The 18,526-nt window shown below is 64.4% G+C and carries 16 protein-coding genes; 8 read left to right on the top strand and 8 right to left on the bottom strand.

What is annotated here, in order from left to right:
- Positions 1–19: 19 nt before the first annotated feature.
- The gene (locus WCJ41_RS00650; RefSeq protein WP_336903875.1) at positions 20–745 is read left to right on the top strand and encodes a hypothetical protein; all 726 of its coding nucleotides are present in this window, start codon (positions 20–22) and stop codon (positions 743–745) included.
- Here the strand turns inward: WCJ41_RS00650 and WCJ41_RS00655 are convergent.
- The 5 genes from WCJ41_RS00655 to WCJ41_RS00675 form a co-directional block, all read right to left on the bottom strand.
- Positions 742–1,452 (bottom strand): acylneuraminate cytidylyltransferase family protein, encoded by a 711-nt coding sequence (locus WCJ41_RS00655; protein WP_336903876.1) that lies wholly within the window; start codon positions 1,450–1,452, stop codon positions 742–744. The genes WCJ41_RS00650 and WCJ41_RS00655 overlap by 4 nt on opposite strands.
- Complete coding sequence (locus WCJ41_RS00660; protein ID WP_336903877.1) at positions 1,445–2,053, bottom strand: HAD family hydrolase; 609 nt, start codon at positions 2,051–2,053, stop codon at positions 1,445–1,447. Before WCJ41_RS00660 ends, WCJ41_RS00655 begins: the two co-directional genes overlap by 8 nt.
- The gene (locus tag WCJ41_RS00665; RefSeq protein WP_336903878.1) at positions 2,034–3,566 is read right to left on the bottom strand and encodes an N-acetylneuraminate synthase family protein; all 1,533 of its coding nucleotides are present in this window, start codon (positions 3,564–3,566) and stop codon (positions 2,034–2,036) included. The genes WCJ41_RS00660 and WCJ41_RS00665 overlap by 20 nt, the downstream gene beginning before the upstream one ends.
- Before the next feature lie 10 nt (positions 3,567–3,576).
- Positions 3,577–4,668 carry a Gfo/Idh/MocA family oxidoreductase gene (locus WCJ41_RS00670; RefSeq protein WP_336903879.1) on the bottom strand — a complete coding sequence of 364 codons (1,092 nt, stop codon included), beginning with the start codon at positions 4,666–4,668 and terminating at the stop codon, positions 3,577–3,579.
- A gap of 76 nt (positions 4,669–4,744) precedes the next feature.
- The gene (locus WCJ41_RS00675; RefSeq protein WP_336903880.1) at positions 4,745–6,127 is read right to left on the bottom strand and encodes a surface carbohydrate biosynthesis protein; all 1,383 of its coding nucleotides are present in this window, start codon (positions 6,125–6,127) and stop codon (positions 4,745–4,747) included.
- Between the two features lie 157 nt (positions 6,128–6,284).
- Here WCJ41_RS00675 and WCJ41_RS00680 point away from each other — a divergent pair, with 157 nt between their 5' ends.
- Positions 6,285–7,274, top strand: a complete 990-nt coding sequence (locus tag WCJ41_RS00680; RefSeq protein ID WP_336903881.1) for an ELM1/GtrOC1 family putative glycosyltransferase — start codon at positions 6,285–6,287, stop codon at positions 7,272–7,274.
- A gap of 54 nt (positions 7,275–7,328) precedes the next feature.
- Entirely contained in the window at positions 7,329–8,243 is a 915-nt protein-coding gene (locus WCJ41_RS00685; protein ID WP_336903882.1) for a hypothetical protein, read from the top strand.
- A gap of 6 nt (positions 8,244–8,249) precedes the next feature.
- Here the strand turns inward: WCJ41_RS00685 and WCJ41_RS00690 are convergent, their stop codons facing one another.
- The 3 genes from WCJ41_RS00690 to WCJ41_RS00700 form a co-directional block, all read right to left on the bottom strand.
- On the bottom strand, positions 8,250–9,164 hold the full coding sequence (locus WCJ41_RS00690; protein WP_336903883.1) for a sulfotransferase domain-containing protein: 915 nt from the start codon (positions 9,162–9,164) through the stop codon (positions 8,250–8,252).
- 77 nt (positions 9,165–9,241) lie between these two features.
- The gene (locus tag WCJ41_RS00695) at positions 9,242–10,570 is read right to left on the bottom strand and encodes a sugar-transfer associated ATP-grasp domain-containing protein (RefSeq protein WP_336903884.1); all 1,329 of its coding nucleotides are present in this window, start codon (positions 10,568–10,570) and stop codon (positions 9,242–9,244) included.
- 36 nt (positions 10,571–10,606) lie between these two features.
- The gene (locus WCJ41_RS00700) at positions 10,607–11,710 is read right to left on the bottom strand and encodes an ELM1/GtrOC1 family putative glycosyltransferase (RefSeq protein ID WP_336903913.1); all 1,104 of its coding nucleotides are present in this window, start codon (positions 11,708–11,710) and stop codon (positions 10,607–10,609) included.
- A gap of 99 nt (positions 11,711–11,809) precedes the next feature.
- Here WCJ41_RS00700 and WCJ41_RS00705 point away from each other — a divergent pair, with 99 nt between their 5' ends.
- The 5 genes from WCJ41_RS00705 to WCJ41_RS00725 all read left to right on the top strand — a co-directional run bounded on the left by WCJ41_RS00705 (position 11,810) and on the right by WCJ41_RS00725 (position 18,526).
- Positions 11,810–12,742: a hypothetical protein gene (locus WCJ41_RS00705; RefSeq protein WP_336903885.1), complete on the top strand. Its 933-nt coding sequence runs from the start codon at positions 11,810–11,812 to the stop codon at positions 12,740–12,742.
- Positions 12,743–12,792: 50 nt separating this feature from the next.
- On the top strand, positions 12,793–13,923 hold the full coding sequence (locus WCJ41_RS00710) for a glycosyltransferase family 1 protein (protein ID WP_336903886.1): 1,131 nt from the start codon (positions 12,793–12,795) through the stop codon (positions 13,921–13,923).
- Positions 13,913–14,920, top strand: coding sequence for an ELM1/GtrOC1 family putative glycosyltransferase (locus WCJ41_RS00715; RefSeq protein ID WP_336903887.1), 1,008 nt, complete (start codon positions 13,913–13,915; stop codon positions 14,918–14,920). The genes WCJ41_RS00710 and WCJ41_RS00715 overlap by 11 nt, the downstream gene beginning before the upstream one ends.
- A gap of 24 nt (positions 14,921–14,944) precedes the next feature.
- A complete protein-coding gene (locus WCJ41_RS00720) occupies positions 14,945–15,925 on the top strand; it encodes an aldo/keto reductase (protein ID WP_336903888.1) in 981 nt (326 codons plus the stop codon).
- Positions 15,926–16,003: 78 nt separating this feature from the next.
- Positions 16,004–18,526 (top strand): AMP-binding protein, encoded by a 2,523-nt coding sequence (locus WCJ41_RS00725; protein ID WP_336903889.1) that lies wholly within the window; start codon positions 16,004–16,006, stop codon positions 18,524–18,526.

The raw sequence follows: 18,526 nt of genomic DNA on the forward strand, positions 1-18,526 counted from the left end.
CCCTGATTGAGAGGTTTGCATGATCTTTGTCGTCTCGGCACCGCGGAGCGGGTTGAACTGGATGCGCTTCTGCATGGAGCATTACCTGGGCGTGAAAACGCCAGGAAAGGACGTGCTGATCAAGGCCGACACCGGGCTTGAGCCCGTTTTCCGCCGCGCCCACAACGCCAGGAAGGGTGCCAAGCCTGACAAGAGCAAGCCGCTGCTGGCCCAGACCAGGCCTGAGGACAAGGTGCTGATCCTGCTGCGCGACCCGCTGGAGACCTTCGTTCGTGCGGCGGAGAAGAGCTACAAGGAGTATCGCGGCTTCATCGAGAACATCCGCTACTTCACCGGCTGCAAAGCGCGCCAGAAGCACGCCGCCTATTACGAGGACATGACGGCCAAGCCCGCGGTGATGCTGGAGACCATCAATTTCCTCGGTGTCGCCCCCCTGCCCGGACACGCGCTGCCGAACCTCGAACAGCTGACGGCGGACTGGGCGAAGCTTGGCGACATGAGCCGCGGCAGCTACGAAGTGCGCCAGGCGCATGGCGGCGGGTCGATGACCAGAGAAAGGCCGACCGATTTCCAGTTTCACCAGCAGAAGCTGAACGAGGCGGAGAAGCAGCAGGTGTGGCGACACCTGCGCCGCGAACTGAATGAGGAGCAGATGGCGCTGCTCGCCCGCTACATGCCGCAGGGTGGCATCAGGACGGTGGGACCGGTCACCCGTATCGGCGACATGATCCGGACGTTCAGCTAGTCCTTGCCGCGTGCGATGAGGAAGTTCGCCCAGTCGAGATCGAGCTCGGTATCGATGTTGGGGAGGTTGCCCTCGACCACCACCGCACCGGGCTTCGCCCCCATGATCGACTTCTGGTCCACCAGGCATTGCCGCGTGATGGCATAGGCGATGCCGTTGCGATGATGGACGGGGGTCAGTTGCTGGCGGGCGATGATTTTCGCACCTGCCGGATCATAATAGGACAGGCCGCCCTCGGGCGAGACGTTGAGCTGCTTCAGGGGATGGGCCTTGGAGTCCGTCTCGCTCAGCGTCCAGACTGCATCAAAGCCGCCCTTCACCAGATGTTCCATGGTGGCGGTGACATGTTCCGGCGTGCGGCCGGGCGAAGTGGGCTGCAGCATGATGACGACGTCATAGGTGACGGCGTCGATGCGCTCCATTTCGGTGAGCGCGTGGATCAGCACCTGCCAGTCGCTGATGATCGCGCCCGAAATGTCTTCGGGGCGCAGGAAGGGACAGGCGAGGCCTGCTTCCTCCGCCACCTTCGCTATTCCTTCATGGTCGGTCGAGACGATGGCACGGTCGACCCAGGGCAGCGCCTTGGCCACATGGCCCGCCAGCGCCACCAGCGGCACGCCGCCCACCTCGCGCAGGTTCTTGAGCTTGACGCCCTTAGAACCCCCACGGGCGGGCACCACGACGAGCACGCGGCGGCCTTCAAACATTGATTTCCTCCAGTGACTGCCCGGCGCGCATCAGGTCTTCCGGGGCGCGGATCGCGAAGAAGGCGCAAGCATTGGCGGCTGCCGCCTCTTCATCGGAAATGCCGTCGCCCACCATGGCGACGCGCGACGGCACAAGGTTGTGAGTGGCGATGACGGCGGCGATCCTGTCGCGCTTGGCCGTCGGGTAACCGTCGACGCCCTTGAAATAACTGTTCCAGCCGCGCGCCGCGACGTGGCGGCGGACGGTGTCCTGCGGGGTGTTGGAACAGACGTGGAGTTCCATCAGGGGTGATAACCGCCTGAGCAGTTCCGTGGCGCCGGGAAGTTCCGGTGCGGCGGCCACCGCCTGCTCTGACACTTCGCCATAGCGCGTGACGTAATTCTGATCGACGAGGGCGATCGCCCGCGCGCGTGCGCCCGCGATCATGCGCGGGATCACAACGTGGCGGCTGCCGTCGGGATCATCCGTCAGCACCGCGGCGACGATGGCTGCGGCTTGCGCGGGGAAGATGTCGAAAAACGCCTGCCGCTTGGCCGGAGCCGAAGCGACAAGCGTTCCGTCGAAGTCGAAGATCACCGCGTCAAAGCGTGTGCTTGTCACGGAAATAGCCGAGCCAGTTGTCGACCTTGGTCTTGCGGTCGTCGCGCGGCATCTGGGCGATGCCCGGATCCTCGTAGAAGGAGTCGTTGTTGAAGTGGGTCGTCGACACTTCCTCGAAGATGCAGCCGTCGAGCGTTGCAAACTTGTGCCACTGGTTGGGCTCGACCAGGAAGGTGTCGCCCGGCACCATGCGGGACTTTGCACCTTCCTTGGTGATCTCGAGGTCGCCATCGAGCAGCTGGAAGGTTTCTTCCTTCTGCTTGTGGAAGTGGTAGGGGTGCTTCTGGCGCGGCAGCTGGATGACCAGCTTCTTGGCATAGGTGCGGTTGATGCAGGTGATGATCACCGCGCCATATTCGCGGAAGCGCTTCAGGCCATAGTGATGCGATATCTCGATCGAGGCATCGGAATTGATGTGCACGTTGGCCTTGGCCAGCATGCCGCGGACCTGGAGCATGATCTGGTAGACCAGCTGCTCGTCGTTCTGGCCCGTGCCGCCGATCGCAGGCGACAGCGGCGCATTGGCGGCATAGTCCTGTTCGGCCACGAGGCCCTCGCGCCAATGGCCTGACGTCAACTGGCCGTCCTGCAGCGGCATGGCGAAGAACACGTCGGCGCGGGTCAGCACCTCGCCCTTCTTCACGTCGCGCTTCACATAGGCGCCGCGCTTCAGGTCATGGAGCGTCTGGCGCTCCTCGAGCGAGACCGGCGGACGCTCCTCGTTGCCGAGCATGGCGCGGCCGGCGTGGAAGGCGGCGATCCACTTCTCGAGCTGCTCGGGCGTCGAGGAATAGGTGTTGAGCTTGTGCTTTTCCGTGTTGAGGCCGACGTGACGCTCGAACATGCGGGCACCCAGCGCATAGGCGATCTGGACAGCCGAGGTATTGTCCTGGTCCTCATGCGTGGACCAGCCGATGGGAATGCCGCGATAGCGCTCGCGCATCTCGGCGATGCGGTTGAGCTGAAGCTTGTCATCGGGCGTCGGGTAGAGCGCCACGCAGTGCATGAGGCCAAATTCGGTGCGGTTCATCTCGAAGAAGCTGACGAGTGCATCGATCTGGTCGGTGCGCAGGCCCGCCGTCGAGACGACGACCGGCTTGTTGACGCGCGCCACCTTCTCCAGCAGCGGCCAGTCATCGGCCGAGCAGCTGGCGATCTTGATGATGTCGAGGCCCATGTCGCAGATCACGTCCACCGACTCCTCGTCGAAAGGCGTGCACATGGTGAGAAGGCCCTCGGCGCGCACATGCTCGGCGAGCTTGGCGAAATCCTTCATCTCGAGGCGCGTTTCGGAGAAGCGCTTCACATACTTGTGGTCGGCGCGACCCTTGAAATCAGGGTGGATGAAGCTGTCGAGCTGGCGGAACTGGAACTTCAGCGCGCCATTGATCTTGCCCTCGCGGTTCACCGAACCCACAGCGGACACGATGTTGCGTGCGTGCGTAAAGTCGCCCTGGTGATTGTTGGCAAGGTCGTAGACGAAGAGGTTTTCAAACGAGAAGGGCTTGCGCATGGATGCTCCGCTAGCGAATGGCGTCAGTCACGTAGCCCTTGCTCCAGTCGATCTGGACGCGGCGGCCACCGTGGTGGGATTTGAAGATGGCGGCGATCACCATCATGGTGTCGAGCCCGCGCTCGAGCGCGATGGGCGAATGCTGGACCTTGCCCGCCATCACCTGCTCGAGGTGGGCGATCTCGGCCTTGAAGTCATCTGCCCGGGTCTTGGCGATGAGGGTTTCCTTGACGGGTCCGCCGAGTCCCAGCGCGACCGAGTCATTGCCGGGGCTGTGGTTGACGCGCCACTCGACAAAGCCCTTCTGGCCCTGGATGCGGCAGGACTTGTCGGCGGGCTCTGTCACCACGTCCTGGATGACGTCGCCGACAAGGCCGTTCTCGGTCCTGAGCACGGCGTAGCTCAGCCGGTCATAGTCGCAGCCGCCGTCCTGAACCATGTCGAGCACGGCGGTGACTTCCGCGACGCGGCCCGCGCCGATCAAGTTGGCGAAGTGCTGCCACATGTTGATGCCGTGCGAATGCTCGCCCGTGGCACCGCCGCCGCGCGATGCAAAGCCCAGGTAGGAATCGGACGGGCCCGAGAGCCACGGGTGCGCCTTGAAGATGCCGCCCCAATGCTCACGCGTGCGGGCGGAAATGGTGGAGACAGCGCCGATCTCGCCCGACTTGAGCAGGCTGTCGGCCAGCACGGTGTTCTGGCCGAGCGTGTGATTGTAGCCAACCGCGCCGAACACACCCTTGGCCTTCAGCCGGGCGAGCAGGTCCGCACAGCCCGCAAGGTCGGGTCCTGCCAGCGGCTTTTCCAGCAGCAGCACCTTTGGCGTCACCTGGTCGAGCACTGCATTGGCCAGCGCGATGTGGCTGTCGGGCGGCGTACCAACGAACACCACGTCGGCCGGTTCATTCATGGCGGCGCGGGAGTCCTTCAGCACGATCTCATCATCCCACTTGCCGTAGCGCTGGGGATAGATGGAGGTGCGGGTGCGCTCGAGCGCTGCCGGGTCGATGTCGGTCAGGGTGACGCGCCAGCCAAAGGAGCGCGCCGCATTGGCAAGGTGATTGCCGATCGAGCCGGCGCCGAGGATACGAATGGAGTGCATTAAGGGTCCCTGACTTCGTTCACGCTTCATTCCGCAGCGTTCCCGGCGCCTCTTTGCCATGCCGCCGCGGCTTTTGCTACTCTCTCGTCCCGGGTGCCCCGGCGGAAATCGCATAGATGCTGTCGGCCAGCGGGGTAACGGTGACGGAGGGGAGCTCCGGCCTGACCGCGCGGAGCTGATCGATGCGGCTGGTGACCGCTTCTTCCGGCAGACCGGGGAACTTGTGGGCGCGATAGGACTTGGCCGAGCCCATCTTGCGCAGGCCCTTGATGGTGTCGCGCAGCGGATAGCGGCGGAAATGGGCGAGCCTTGTGCCGGCCATGGCGAGCCCTCCGCGGGCCGGCGGGGCCACGAGGCGGTCCGCATACGCGTCCAGCGCGTCAAGCAGCCGGTCGCAACTGAAAGCGCCATCGACCGAGGCGATATGGGTGCGGAGATAGGTCAGCTGCGCATCTGGCAAGGGACCCTTGGGCGGCAGCGATTTCAGCGCCGCGATGAGCTCGGGCAGCGAGCGGCAATCGCGGCTGACACGGTTGGAGAGCTCGACCTCGAACTGGTCAGACACATGTGGACGGAAAGCCAGCGCCGGGGTGCCGACGACGCCCGCTTCCACCGCGCTGGTGCAGCCATTCTGGATCAGCCCGCGGGCGGCCATGAGCCAGGGACCGATGGGCCCCTCGTGAATGACCTTCACGTTGGGCACACCCGCTGCCGCGGCCTCCCAGCTCTTCGGGTTTTCGGACGGGTGCGGGCGGATGACCAGCGTCATCGGCGCCACCGCCCGCGCGATCTCCGGAATGGCGGCGATGAAGGCATCGAAGATCAGCCGCTTATGGGCCTTGAGGCCCTCGCGCAGCGCATCCGCCCGATCCGCATCGACATCGCCCGCCGTGGCGAAGCGCACGTGTTCCGGGATGAAGTGGTTGACCATGCTGAAGTTGGTCGACACCAGCACGAAGTCGCCGAAGCGATCCCGGATCGACTGCACCTCGCGCTCGAAATAGGGGGCGAGCTCGGGCCTGAGCAGGTCCATGCGCGGGTTGCCGATCTCGAGGATGGGCGTGCCGCGGTAGCCCTTGAAACGCTTCCACACATCGGCATTGCTCTGACCCCAGGCGAAGAGCAGGCGCGGGCGGTTGAAGGTCTCGTCGTCCAGCATCATCAGCAGGGCCTCGTCCGACTGGCGGATCAAGGACTCCTCGTCGAGGGCGACCGGCACATGGCCGAAACCCTCCATGAAGCGCAGGATGTGCTTGTTGCCCACGCGCAGGCCCTTGGAGATGTAGATGGAAGGGGGCAGCTGCGGGATGAAATGGTTGATGTTGGCGCGGCCACCGAGGATGACCTTCCAGCCGCGCAGGGCGGCGCGGAGTGCCAGATGCAACTTGGCGTCGAGTTCGCGGTTGATCGTTTCCACCGGGATCACCAGTGTCCGCGACCTGTCCGCCTTCTGCTTCACCTTTTCCTGCACCGGGCCATGCTCCGCTCGAACAGGGGTGGGATGGCATAGAGACCCCGGTTAATCAACCATCGGGCCGGCCCGCCTCGCCTGTGGCGCGAATATGGGCTAATCCAGCCCGGATATGCCAAGGGAGGGGATTCTGCCGCAACTGTGGGTGCTGACCGGGCCAAAGGCGGGGGACAATGCGCAGGTGCTGCGCGCCGCCGCGGCCACCGGCCTTGAGGCCGTGGTCCGCAACGTCGTGATCTTACCCGGACAGCTCGCCGCGAAGCCGGGCATCGGGCCGTCGCTCGAACACCTCGACCGCGTCGCCTCCGACCCGCTGGAAGGGCCCTGGCCCGAGGTGGTGCTGGCCATTGGCCGGCAGCTGTCCTGCGTGGCGCTGTGGATCAAGCAGCAATCAGGCGGCAAGACACGCATTGCCCTGCTCAACGCCCCCAAGGGCCTGTGGAATGACTTCGACCTCGTGGTGCTGCCGCCCTATTACCGCAACCGCGGGCGGCCCAACGTGCTGCCAATTGCCATGCCGCTGATCGGGCTCGACCCTGCCCACCTTGCTGCCGCACGCCAGCACTTCGGCCCCGAATTCTCTGACCTGCAGCGGCCGCTCAACGTGCTGCTGGTGGGGGGGGACATGGGGCAGCGGAGGCTGGAGCCTGGCTTCGTGCGCCACGTGCTGGACGAGATGACCAGGGGCTATGCCGCGGACGGAATGATCTATGCGGCGACGTCACGCCGCACCCCGGCAGGGGTGGCGGCGGCCCTCAAGGCGGGTTTGAGGCCGCAAGACCGGCTTTACACGTGGGGAGCGGCAGGGGTCGAAAACCCCTATCCCGGGCTGCTGGCGCTGGGCGACAGCTTCACCGTGACCGCCGACAGCCTGTCCATGCTGATCGAGGTGGCGCGGCTGGGCAAACCGCTGACAATTGCCGAACCGCCGCCGCCCGGCGGGATCGGCGGCCTGGTGCAGCGGACGTCCGACCTGCTGCGGCCGCGTGACCTCGGTGCTGCCATCGCACTGCTCTGTCGCGGCGGCCACGCGGTGCCGCTGGGCAAGGCGCCGCACGCTCCGGCAACGCCGCTTCCGGATGATGCGGCGGTGGTCGGCCAGAGGCTGCGTCAGCTTGCCGGGGTCAAAAGTTGAGTGAAGGGGCGGATATTGCTATGCGCCGTCTGAACCGTGGAAGGACCTAGCCTCATGAAGCCCACCATCTTCGTCCACACCAATGAAAAGCAGATCGTCGGCGCGATCGTCTCCAAGTACTCCTTCGAGCGCTTCGCGGCGGACCCTTCTGCCTTCGAGGTGAAGCTGATCGAGACGGCGAAATATGACTGGATGAATGATTACGAGGGCCGCCTCTACTTGCGTGATGGGCTGAAGCGGCAGTGGCTGAATGAGGACCTGCAGTCCTTCACCGTGCTGCGCTTCGCGCCGCCCGAACTGATGAATTACCAGGGCCGCTCGCTGGTGGTGGACCCCGACGTGTTCTGCATCTCCAACGTCAACGAACTGCTGATACGCGACATGAAGGGCAAGTCGCTGATGGCGCGTCACCGCCGCGGCACCAAGGAGAGCGTGTGGGCCTCGAGCGTGATGCTGCTCGATAACCCGAAGCTCACCAGCTGGAACGTGCGCCGAAACTTCGAGGAGATGTTCGAATTCAAGCGCGACTACATGAAGTGGATCACCCTGCTGCTGGAACCGCAGGATTCGATCGGCGAGCTTGAGCCCGTCTGGAACGACTTCGACACGCTCACCCCCGAGACCCGCATGATCCACAACACCAAGCGCCAGACCCAGCCGTGGAAGTCCGGCCTGCCGGTGGACTTCCGGGCACCTGAATCAAAGAACGCACTGACGCCGAAGAACATCTACAACCGGGTGCGCCGCACGCTGTTTGGCGAATATGGCATGATGGGTACATACAAGACGCACCCCGACCCGCGGCAGGAGCGGCTGTTCTTTGGGCTGCTGCGCGAATGCTTCGACAAGGGGCTGGTGACGGAAGCGATGATCCGCCACGAGATGAAGCACAACCACGTGCGCCATGACGCGCTTGACCTGGTGCGCCGCACACCGACGCTGGACGAGCGGCCGCTGTTCGCGGCCTGATGCGCTCTACTTGTAGCCGAAGACAGGCGAGAGCGTTTCGGCCACGTAGCGGTCGATCGCATCGGCCTGCTCTTCCGTCACGTAGTCGGTCCAGCCGCCAACCTTGCCGCGCCGCACCTTGAAGCTCGACGGATCATCGGCATTGCCGGGCTTCATGCTGCGGTGGGCGCCAGTCTTCTGCGCGTTCTCGACTTCCATCCGCCGCATGTTGTCCATCGAGGCGAAGGTGACGGCATCCTCGAGTTCGGCGTCAGTCGGATGTTCGCCGAAGAATTCAAGCACGCGGCGAAGCTGGGCCTTGGTGTCGGCGCGCAAATCCTCATAGCGGACGACGAGGAACTTCTGCATCTTCGGCGCGGCTGCGGCCCAGTCATTCATGAAGTCGATGATCTTCGGCAGGCCGGCCTGCTGGCCGGTGATGAAGTCATGCACGCTGGTCTCATCCGCCAGCGGATAGTCATTGATGACCTTCTTGCGCGCCAGCATGCGGTGCTTCCACTGGAAGAACTGCGACACCGCCGTATCGCGCGGGTCACGCACCAGCAGCACGGTGGGCAGAGCGCCATAGATCTCGGCCTTGCGGTCGTGGCCGAGGAAATCCTTCAGGTAGTTGTCGTGAGTGAAGAACAGCACGGGCACGCCGGGCCGGCGATCGCGGAACTCGTCAAAGCCAGAGATGCGATCGCTGGGATAGCCGTTCTTCTGCGACAGGTAGCGCCACACCAGGACGCGCACCCAGGTGCGCCCGCTCTTGCCGAAGGAGACGATTGCACCATCGGCCGCATCCCGCTTCTTTTTCTCCTCGAAACCGCGGATCCAGCGCTCGAACCGGATGCCGGTATCACGCGGCAGCACCACGCTGCCATGCGAAACCAGCTGGCGCAGGCCGGTGCGTAGATCGAATGCATTGGGAAGGAGCATCAAAAAATGGGCTTTCAGGTCCGAACAAGACGCGCGTGGCTTAGCAAATCACGGCCAGACCAGCAACTTGCGCCGGTTCAGCTCCGCTTGTCGACATTGTAGGCAAGGAGATGGGCGATGCGGCTCTCACCAGCGGGACCACGTTCAGCGCGCTGGTGGATATCGAGATCGGGCTTGCCGTTGCCCTCGATGATCATGGCGCCGTCGGCCAGCATGGCGACGTCCCAGCCCACCACCATGCGTTGCGGAAAGGCCTCATGCGCCTTCACCGCCAGTGCCACGACCTCGCTCCAGTGCGGCAAGGTGCGACCGGCGAAGCGGGCACCACTCACCGGGTGCGTGTCGCGCCAGCCGACATCCGGACGGATGCCGATGTCGGCGGCGATGCCGATGACGCCCGTTTGCAGATCGACGGCAGTCGCCAGCCCGCCCTGGTGGAAATTATCGACCACCGAATTACCGATGGCCATGCGGAAGGCCGCATTGGTGGCTTCCGCCCTGCCCTGCTCGTTGCGGCAGGTGAGCAGCCGCACGGTCGCCAGCGCGCCATTCGAGATGTCATCAAGCGAGGGATGATTGGCAAGGCGCGGCTGGACGAGGAAATCATCTTTCAGCGACTGGCGAGCAAGCTTGTCCATCAGCTGCGCGCGCGTCAGGATTTGCGCATGCGCATTGCGGTAGCGGCCCTCGCCCACGAAGTCCCAGCGTTCCATGCGGTGGCCGCCCGAGCCTGAGCGCGGCTTCACGAAGAGGTCGCCATCGGGAAGCACATCGCTGCCGCCCTTCAACGGCTGGCGCTCGCCCTTGGAGAAGTGCATGAGCACGGGCACGGCGCGCACCCCCTGCTCATGGCAATGCTCGGCAAACCAGATCTTGTCGTCCATCGCGTCGGAGTCCTCCGGCGGCTGCAGCAGCGAATAGGCCGGACCGATCGTCTCATGCGCGGTAAGGTAGAATTGCGCCTGCTTCTTCCGCTCCGGCAGATGCAGCTCGAACATGTAGTACCAGAAGGGGGCGATGGCGTAGCGCGCGGCCATCTCGACCTGGCCCAGGACCTGAGAAACCGGACTGACGCCCGATCGCTCCGCGATGACCCGGGCGTTGCGGCGGGCAAAAATGAAGATGGCGATGGGCAGCGCAATCGGCCAGGCGATGGCGGCGACCACTGCCTTGAAAGGACCCCAGGGCAATTGCCAATAGGTCCACGCATAGTAGCGGTGGAGATATTCGGCGGGCGCAAGTGCCAGCGTGGGCTTTCCGCGGAACACGCGGCGAAGCGCCATGGGAAGGCCGGTGACGAGATAGGCGAAGGCTTCTGCCTCGCGCAGCAGCACCTTCCATGCAGCGCCCCGCAGTGTCGTCAGACGGTCGCTGAGGCTGAGGCTGGGATCTGCGGCAGGCGGCATCGAATTACGGCTTCCGGGCAGGTGACGGTGCGCCGCTCATAGGCCAAAAAGCCCGCGGATGCGAGCCACGGCGCGGGCAAGCCCATCTTCCACGGGAGGTGGCACAGCCTGCGGAGAAGGATCACCCAGCCATTGCGCTTGGCCGGACTGCACGAGTTGGCGGTGCACCACGCGCAGGTCCCGCGAGAAGCGCGCCGGGGCATGATTGATCAGCAGGCGGAAGAAGCTGGCATCGAGGCTGCGGCCGCGCCAGCCGATACGCGGCGCATCGAGGTCGGCACGAATGGCATAGGCACCTTCTTCGATGTCGAAGAGCAGCACGGGCTTCGCCGTGCTGATGGCCTCCGCCATCATCGAGATCGAGTCCGCCGTGACGATGATGCGGCTGGCGAGACCAAGCAGGGCGTGAAAGGGATTGTCCGACGCATTGGCCTGCCAGCGATGGAAGAAGGATGGGACGCTGATCGCCGACTCCAGCGCAGCCGTCGCGGCCTCGCCCGTGCGGGCGCTGGTGGTGAACAGCAGTGATCCCCCTTCCGCCCTCGCGATGGCGGAGGCCTCACGGCCAAGACGGCGCGCTGCCTCCGGCGTGAACAGGTAGGGGCCACTCGAACCACCGACGAGCACTGCAGTGAAGGGGCGCGGCAAGGCGCCAAGCCTTGCTTCCCAGCGCGCCGCTTCGGCGGCAATGCGCTGGGGCGTCGCGTCATGAACCGGCAACTGGTTGTGAAGGACGTTGGGGGCGTCGGCCAGGCGGTATTGCGGCGTGGTGATGACGAGGTCGAAGCGACTGAGCGCCGCCCAGGGCGTGCCGACGAAGACGATGCGCAGCGCCGGGTTCTGGCGCTTGAGCCAGAAGGCCACCGCCTCCGCCCCGCGACCCGAGCAGATGACGAGATCGGGCCAGGGCGCGGACAGCGGGTCCGAGCCCGCAAGGTCGACCCCTGCCAGGGTGGGAAGGCTCAGCAGGCGCTGCAGACCTTCATGGCCCCTGTAGCGCAGCCGCATCACCTGCGAGGACCAGCCGATGGCCTGCGCCAGCGCACGCAGCTGCGTGTTGTCGCCGGAGTGCGGACTTTGCAGGATCCAGGTCGATGGCTGGTTGTTTTTCAGGCGAAATTTCCTTGCATCTGCAAAGATTTAGACCTTGTGACAGAGAGCCGCGCGAGGGCGGCCTTGGACGCGTGGCTCAGTACATGATACAGGGAGCCGTTGTAAGCAATAGTTTCGGGGATTGTCATGGCTTCGACCGGCAATGCTGGGGCCACCCGGCCTCACATCTTTATCCAGACGAACAACAAGCAGTCGATCGGCGCGATCGTGTCCGCCTATTCGATGAAGCGTTCGCCCCACGCCGACAACTTCGACGTGACCGTCATGCACAAGGAAGCCTACCCGTGGTTCGCCAAGCGCGACGGCCAGACCTACAAGCGCCATGGCGTGGACCGGGTGTGGCTCGAGAATGACCTGCAGACATTCACCCTCACCCGCTTCCTGCCGCCGCAGCTGATGGGCTACCAGGGCCGCGCGCTGGTCGTCGATCCGGACGTGTTCGCCGTGCAGGACGTGTGGGAGCTGCTGACCCGCGACATGCAGGGCAAGGCCATCATGTGCCGCGGCTCCAAGTTCAAGAACGGCGCCTTTGCATCCTCCGTCATGCTGCTCGACTGCGCCAAGCTGAAGCACTGGGACGTCGAGAAGAGCTTCAACGAGCTGTTCGAGGGAAAGCGCGACTATCACCAGTGGATCTCGCTGCTGATGGAAGACCCCAGCACCATCGGCGTGTTCGAGAACGAGTGGAATGACTTCGACAAGCTCACACCCAACACCAAGATGATCCACAACACCCGCCGCCGCACCCAGCCGTGGAAGACCGGCCTCAAGGTCGACTACACGCCGACCGAGTTCGTTCCCGTCATCGGCTGGATCATGCGCATGCGCCGCAAGATGTTCGGCGAGCATGCACTTCTCGGCCGCTATGCCAAGCACCCGGACCCGAAGCAAGAGCAGCTGTTCTATGGCCTTCTCAAAGGTGCCTATGAAGCAGGCATGGTCACGGACGCGCAGATCAAGGAAGCGATGGACAAGAACTACATCCGCCACGACTCCGTCGAGGTGATGAAGGCTGCGCCGACGCTGCCTCCGATCGCCCCGATGAAGGCAGCAGCCTGAGCCCGGCCCACGTGACGCTTGATTCAGGGCCACCCGCAGATGAGCTGCGGGTGGCTCTTTTCACGGGCAACTACAACTACATCAAGGACGGCGTCGCGCTGACGCTGAACCGCCTCGTGGCGTTTCTCGAAAGGCGCGGCGTGCCGGTGCTGGTGTTTGCGCCAGTCGCGGAGCAAGCGGCCTTCCAGTCGGTGGGCGAACTGGTGCCTGTGCCGTCCTTCGCAATCCCGACGCGCAAGGAATACCGCATCGCCACGGGCCTTCCGGAGGCGCAGCGAAAGCGGCTCGAGGCCTTCCGCCCCACCCTGTTCCACATCGCGGTGCCCGACATCCTCGGCTACCAGGCGTTGAAGCTGGCAGAGCGCTGGAACGTGCCCGTCGTCGCGTCCTATCACACGCGCTACGACACCTACCTGCGATTCTATGGCCTTGGCATTTTCGAGAAGCTGGGCCAGCGCTACATGAAGAACTTCTACAACCGCGTGCGGCGCGTCTATCCGCCATCGGAGTCAATGGCGGATATCATCCGGAGCACGGGCCAGTCGCAGCACGTGGAAGTGTGGGCACGCGGTGTGGACAGCGAGATGTTTTCGCCCAAGAAGCGCGATATGGCATGGCGGCGGTCACTTGGCGTCGCGGATGACGAGGTGGCCATCAGCTTCGCCGGGCGACTGGTGAAGGAAAAGAATACCGCCATCTACATACGCGTGATGAACATGCTGAATGAGCGCGGCCTGAAGGTGAAGCCGCTCGTCATCGGCGATGGACCCGAGATGGCCGCGATGAAGGCCGGTTTGAAGAACGGCGTCTTTGCAGGGTTCCTGCATGGGGAGGAACTGGCGCGGGCCTATGCCTCCTCCGACATTTTCTTCTTCCCCTCGGAGAGCGAGACCTTCGGCAACGTGACGCTGGAAGCCATGGCGAGCGGGCTTCCCGCCGTGAATGCCGTCTCCAGCGGCAGCAACTCGCTGGTGGTGGAAGGCGAGACGGGACACCTCGTCAGCGCGCGCGACGAACTGGGCCTTGCCGCGAAGCTCGAGGCGCTTGCGACGGACGAAGACCTGCGCCAGCGCATGGGCGAGGCGGCACGGGCAAAGGCCCTCACCTTCAGCTGGGACCATATCCTTTCCGGCCTGCTCGACAGCTATTCCCAAGTTTTGCGCGAAGCCCATGGCCGCTGATCCGACGGTCTGGATTCTCTCGCGTGGACGCAAGGGCGACCTTGATCAGATGCTGGCATTGGCAAAGACCATTGGCTGGCCGTTCGAAGTCAAGACACTGCGCTTCGCCGGGCCAGAAATACCGATCCTGTCGAAGCAGCTGCTGAAGGAGAAACTGTCACCGCCGTGGCCGGACCTCGTGCTCTGCGCCGAGGCCTCGCCGAGCGTGATCGCGCGCGAAATCAAGCGTCTTTCGGGCGGCAGAGCGCGCATCGTGTGCCTCGGAAGGCCAGCAGGCCAGCCGTCGAACTTCGACCTTGTCATCACCACCGCGCAGTACCGCATTCCCTCTGCAAGCAATGTCGTGGAAATCGCCATGCCACTGGCCGATGTGGCGGAGATGCCCGCCGTGACAGTTGGCGGCCCGATTGCCCTGGTGGTTGGCGGGCCAGCTTTTCCCGATCTTCTGGGCGCCGCTGCAGCGGAGAAGCTTGCAGCCGACGCATTGGCCCATGCGGCAAAGCGCAACAACCTGCTCGATGTTGTGACCAGCCCACGCACACCGCCCGAGGCGCTCGCTGTGCTCGAACGCCGCATTACCCCGCCGCACCGCCTGTCCATCTTCGGGCGCGGCGAGAACCGTTATAGGGACGCCCTCTCCGGCGCCTCGGAAATCATCGTGACGAGCGACTCCATCTCAATGGCCGCCGATGCCCTGGCATCCGGCAAGCCTGTCTCCATCTATCCGCTGCCGCAGGCATTGAATGCCAAGTGGAAGCTCGGCAGCTCGCTCTACCGCAACTCCGTCGAGACGCCGCAACCCCTGATGGGGCCGGTGAGATGGCTGTTCGACGCGGGCGTCATCGAAGTGGCGCCTGACCGGCGCAAGCTGTTCGCGCGCCTGGTTGACGAGAAGCGCCTCGGCTGGTTTGGTGAAGACGCGCCTGCACCGCAACCCGGCGCTGCGCAACGCGACCTTGCAAGAGCAGTCGAGTCCCTGCGAAGATTGATGGCCTGACACCACTCTCCCGAAGGAGTTTCCATGCACCAGCGCAACCTCGGACAGCTTACCGTCTCTGCCATGGGCCTCGGCTGCATGGGCATGTCGGACTTCTATGCCGGGCAGGACGATGATGAATCGATCGCCACAATCCACCGCGCGCTGGAGCTTGGCATCCCCTTCCTCGACACCGCTGACATGTATGGCGTGGGCCGCAACGAGGAACTCGTCGACCGTGCCATCAAGGGCAAGCGCGACAAGTTCGTGATTGCCACCAAGTTTGGCAATGTGCGGGCACCCGACGGCGCCTTCCTGGGCGTGAACGGCAAGCCGGAATATGTGAAGGCCTGCTGCGAACAGAGCCTCAAGCGGCTCGGCATCGAGGTGATCGACCTCTTCTACCAGCACCGCGTGGACCCCAATACCCCGATCGAGGAAACGGTGGGCGCCATGGCCGATCTCGTGAAGGAGGGGAAGGTGCGCTACCTTGGCCTCTCCGAGGCGGGTCCCCGGACCATCGAGCGGGCGCACAAGGTGCATCCCATCACTGCGCTGCAGACAGAATACTCGCTGTGGACGCGCGACGTGGAGGACGATATCCTGCCGACCGTGCGCCGCCTCGGCATCGGCTTCGTGCCCTATAGCCCGCTGGGTCGCGGCTTCCTCACCGGCCGCTTCAAGGACCAGGAGAGCCTCGACCCCGCCGACTATCGCCTCAAGACGCCGCGCTTCCAGGGTGAGAATTTCGCGCAGAACCTGGAGTTGCTGAAGGCCGTGGAAGTTCTCGCCGCCGAGAAGGACGCCACGCCGGGGCAGATCGCGCTGGCCTGGGTGATGGCGCAGGGCGATGACGTGGTGCCGATCCCCGGGACCAAACGCCGCCGCTACCTGGAAGAGAATGCCAAGGCTGAAAGCATCGTGCTGACGGTGACCGACCTTCGCCGCCTTGCCGCAGCCTTCCCCAAGGGTGCCGCAGCGGGCGAGCGCTACATCCCCGCTTCCATGAAGGCGATCGACCGCTAGGCGTTGAGCGCAAGTCAAGGAACGGCCATGATTGGCCCCTAGCTGATCGCGCATTCAAATGGTGGAGCTCGTTCGTCTTTGAATCTCCTTGCGCATCTTTCGGCCGAAAACGCCGCGCTGGCGCTGGTCTTCCCTGACTACAAGCTGAGCTATGCCGCGCTTTCGGCTGAGGTCGGTGCACTCGCAGCGCGCATGGGCGGCGGCAAGAAGCTTGTGGCGCTCGAAGCAGAGTCTTCCGCCGACTTCATCATCAGCTACCTCGCAGCTCTCAAGGCGGGCCATGCCGTGGCTTTGCTGCCGCCGGGCGACGCCGCAGCCGCAAACTCATTCCGACGCGATTTCACGCCCGACATCAGCTTCGCCCTCGCAGACGGCGCGTGGAAAATGACGGTGCACGGCGCAGGCAACCAACAGCCGCTTCACGCCGATCTCGCGGTGATGCTCGCCACATCCGGCACCGAAGGGCGCCCGCGATGGGTGCGACTGTCACGCGGCAACATTGCCGCCAATGCGGCGAGCATTGTCGAATACCTCGGCCTGACGCATGGAGACCGTGCGGCGCTGACGCTTCCCTTTCACTATTCCTACGGGCTCTCGGTTCTCAATTCGCACCTCGCAGCGGGTGGCAGCCTCGCCTTCTGCGGCAGCAGCGTGGTCGCGGAAGGCTTCGTGGAAACGGCGGCGCGGCTCGGCTGCACAGGGCTTGCCGGTGTGCCCTACACATTCGATCTGCTGGAGCGCATCTGCTTCCGCGACCGGATGTGGCCGGAGCTTCGCTACATGACGTCGGCCGGCGGCCGCCTGTCGCCTAAGCTGGTGATGCTGTATGCCGGCGCCATGAAAGCTCATGGCGGCCGATTTTTCGCCATGTATGGCCAGACCGAAGCCACCGCACGCATGGCGTTTTTGCCACCGGATCAGGCGGCAGCTCACCCCGATTGCATCGGTATCGCCATTCCGGGGGGCAGCCTCCGCATAGTCGCTGAGCCGGGCGCCGAAGGCGAACTTTTGTATCGCGGCCCCAATGTGATGATGGGCTATGCCACCAAGCGCGACGATCTTTCACGTGGCGCAGAATTCAACGAACTCGCGACCGGCGACATGGCGGTGATGACAGAGGCTGGCCACATCCGCCTCGTCGGCCGCGCCAGGCGCTTCTCCAAGATAGCCGGACTGCGCATCGGGCATGAGGCCATCGAGTGGGCGCTGCGGGCGCGCGGCATCGCCTGCGCGGTGACGGGAACCGACGAGATGGTGACGGTTCACGCCGAAGCGGCCGAGGGAGAGGACGTGAGGTCTCACGCTGCGGCAGCAGCCGGAATTCCGGCGCGCTGCGTGGCGGTTCGCCACCATGAGAGCTTGCCTCGGCTGTCCTCGGGCAAGATCGACTACCGGAACCTCGCAGATGCCGAGCCGCCCGCAACCGAGACCAGAGGGCGCGACCTGCTTCAGGATTTTCGAGCCGCCTTCTACCCACGTCAGGTGACGGTCGCAGACAGCTTCGAGGGCCTCGACGGCGACTCGCTCGCCTACGTGCAGGTCTCCCTCGCCATCGAGGCTCGCCTCGGGGCCCTGCCGCAGGGCTGGGAGAAGCTCCCCATTGCCACGCTCGAGCGGCAAGCCTCGGGGCATGCGCCCCAGCACGCGGGCGGGCTGGGCAAGATCGAGAGCCACATGGTGCTGCGCGCCGCCGCCATTCTGCTCATTGTCGTGCATCACGCCACGCAGTGGCCCGTGCCCGGTGGCGCCGCGGCGCTGCTGGTGATGATCGGCTACGGCTTTGCGCGCTTCCACCGCGAAGCGCTGTTCGCGGGCCGCGCCACATCCCTGCTGATGCCCATGCTGCGCAACCTGCTGCCCTATTTCGTGATCGTGGCGGGTTTTGCACTCGCATGGGGCACCATTCCCTGGGCCTCCCTCCTGCTGATCGGCAACTTCGGCTTCGCAAGCCCGGTTGAGAAGACCATGCTGCCCTTCCAGTACTGGTTCGTCGAAGCCTATGCGCAGCTCTGCCTGGTGACGGCCGCGGCATTCAGCATTTTCGCGGTAAGAAAGACGGTGAGACAGAATCCCTTCGCCACCGCCATGGGCCTGCTACTTGTGGCCTTCGCCCTGCGCTATGCAGTGCCACTCGTCTTCGATATCGGCGGGCGCAAGATGTTCCTGCTAAGCTATGTGCTGTGGCTGCCCGCCATGGGCTGGTGTGCGTTTTTTGCCAGTGACGGGCGGCGCAAGCTGCTGCTTCTGACGGTGGCAGGTCTCCTCTGTTCCGTTGCGGCCTACACAGGCGGCAACTGGCAGGGATCATGGATTCTCTACATGCTGCAGTTCGGCGTGGTGGCCGCGCTGCTTGGGCTGCCGAGCATGTGGCTTCCCCGGCTGGTCCTCCCGGCAGTGATGCTGATCTCGGCCGCCAGCTATCATATCTATCTCTTCCACCGCATCGTGCCGGAGCTTCTGGGGCTGGACAATCACGGAGCCTTCGGCATCATCGCATCTATCGCCCTGGGCATCATCTCCGGCATCGGGGCCATGTTCCTGCAGCGCATGATCTTCGCCGGGCTCGGACGGCGCGCCAGCCTTTCCGCCAGCGGCGCCTGA

This window comes from Aestuariivirga sp. (assembly GCF_037139295.1).
Classification (GTDB): domain Bacteria; phylum Pseudomonadota; class Alphaproteobacteria; order Rhizobiales; family Aestuariivirgaceae; genus Aestuariivirga.

What these genes read in the sequence shown, in the direction of transcription:
- WCJ41_RS00650 (WP_336903875.1), top strand. Translation starts at nt 20, where the DNA reads ATGATCTTTGTCGTCTCGGCACCGCGGAGCGGGTTGAACTGGATGCGC.
- WCJ41_RS00655 (WP_336903876.1), bottom strand. Translation starts at nt 1,452, where the DNA reads ATGTTTGAAGGCCGCCGCGTGCTCGTCGTGGTGCCCGCCCGTGGGGGT.
- WCJ41_RS00665 (WP_336903878.1), bottom strand. Translation starts at nt 3,566, where the DNA reads ATGCGCAAGCCCTTCTCGTTTGAAAACCTCTTCGTCTACGACCTTGCC.
- WCJ41_RS00670 (WP_336903879.1), bottom strand. Translation starts at nt 4,668, where the DNA reads ATGCACTCCATTCGTATCCTCGGCGCCGGCTCGATCGGCAATCACCTT.
- WCJ41_RS00685 (WP_336903882.1), top strand. Translation starts at nt 7,329, where the DNA reads ATGAAGCCCACCATCTTCGTCCACACCAATGAAAAGCAGATCGTCGGC.
- WCJ41_RS00690 (WP_336903883.1), bottom strand. Translation starts at nt 9,164, where the DNA reads ATGCTCCTTCCCAATGCATTCGATCTACGCACCGGCCTGCGCCAGCTG.
- WCJ41_RS00695 (WP_336903884.1), bottom strand. Translation starts at nt 10,570, where the DNA reads ATGCCGCCTGCCGCAGATCCCAGCCTCAGCCTCAGCGACCGTCTGACG.
- WCJ41_RS00705 (WP_336903885.1), top strand. Translation starts at nt 11,810, where the DNA reads ATGGCTTCGACCGGCAATGCTGGGGCCACCCGGCCTCACATCTTTATC.
- WCJ41_RS00715 (WP_336903887.1), top strand. Translation starts at nt 13,913, where the DNA reads ATGGCCGCTGATCCGACGGTCTGGATTCTCTCGCGTGGACGCAAGGGC.
- WCJ41_RS00720 (WP_336903888.1), top strand. Translation starts at nt 14,945, where the DNA reads ATGCACCAGCGCAACCTCGGACAGCTTACCGTCTCTGCCATGGGCCTC.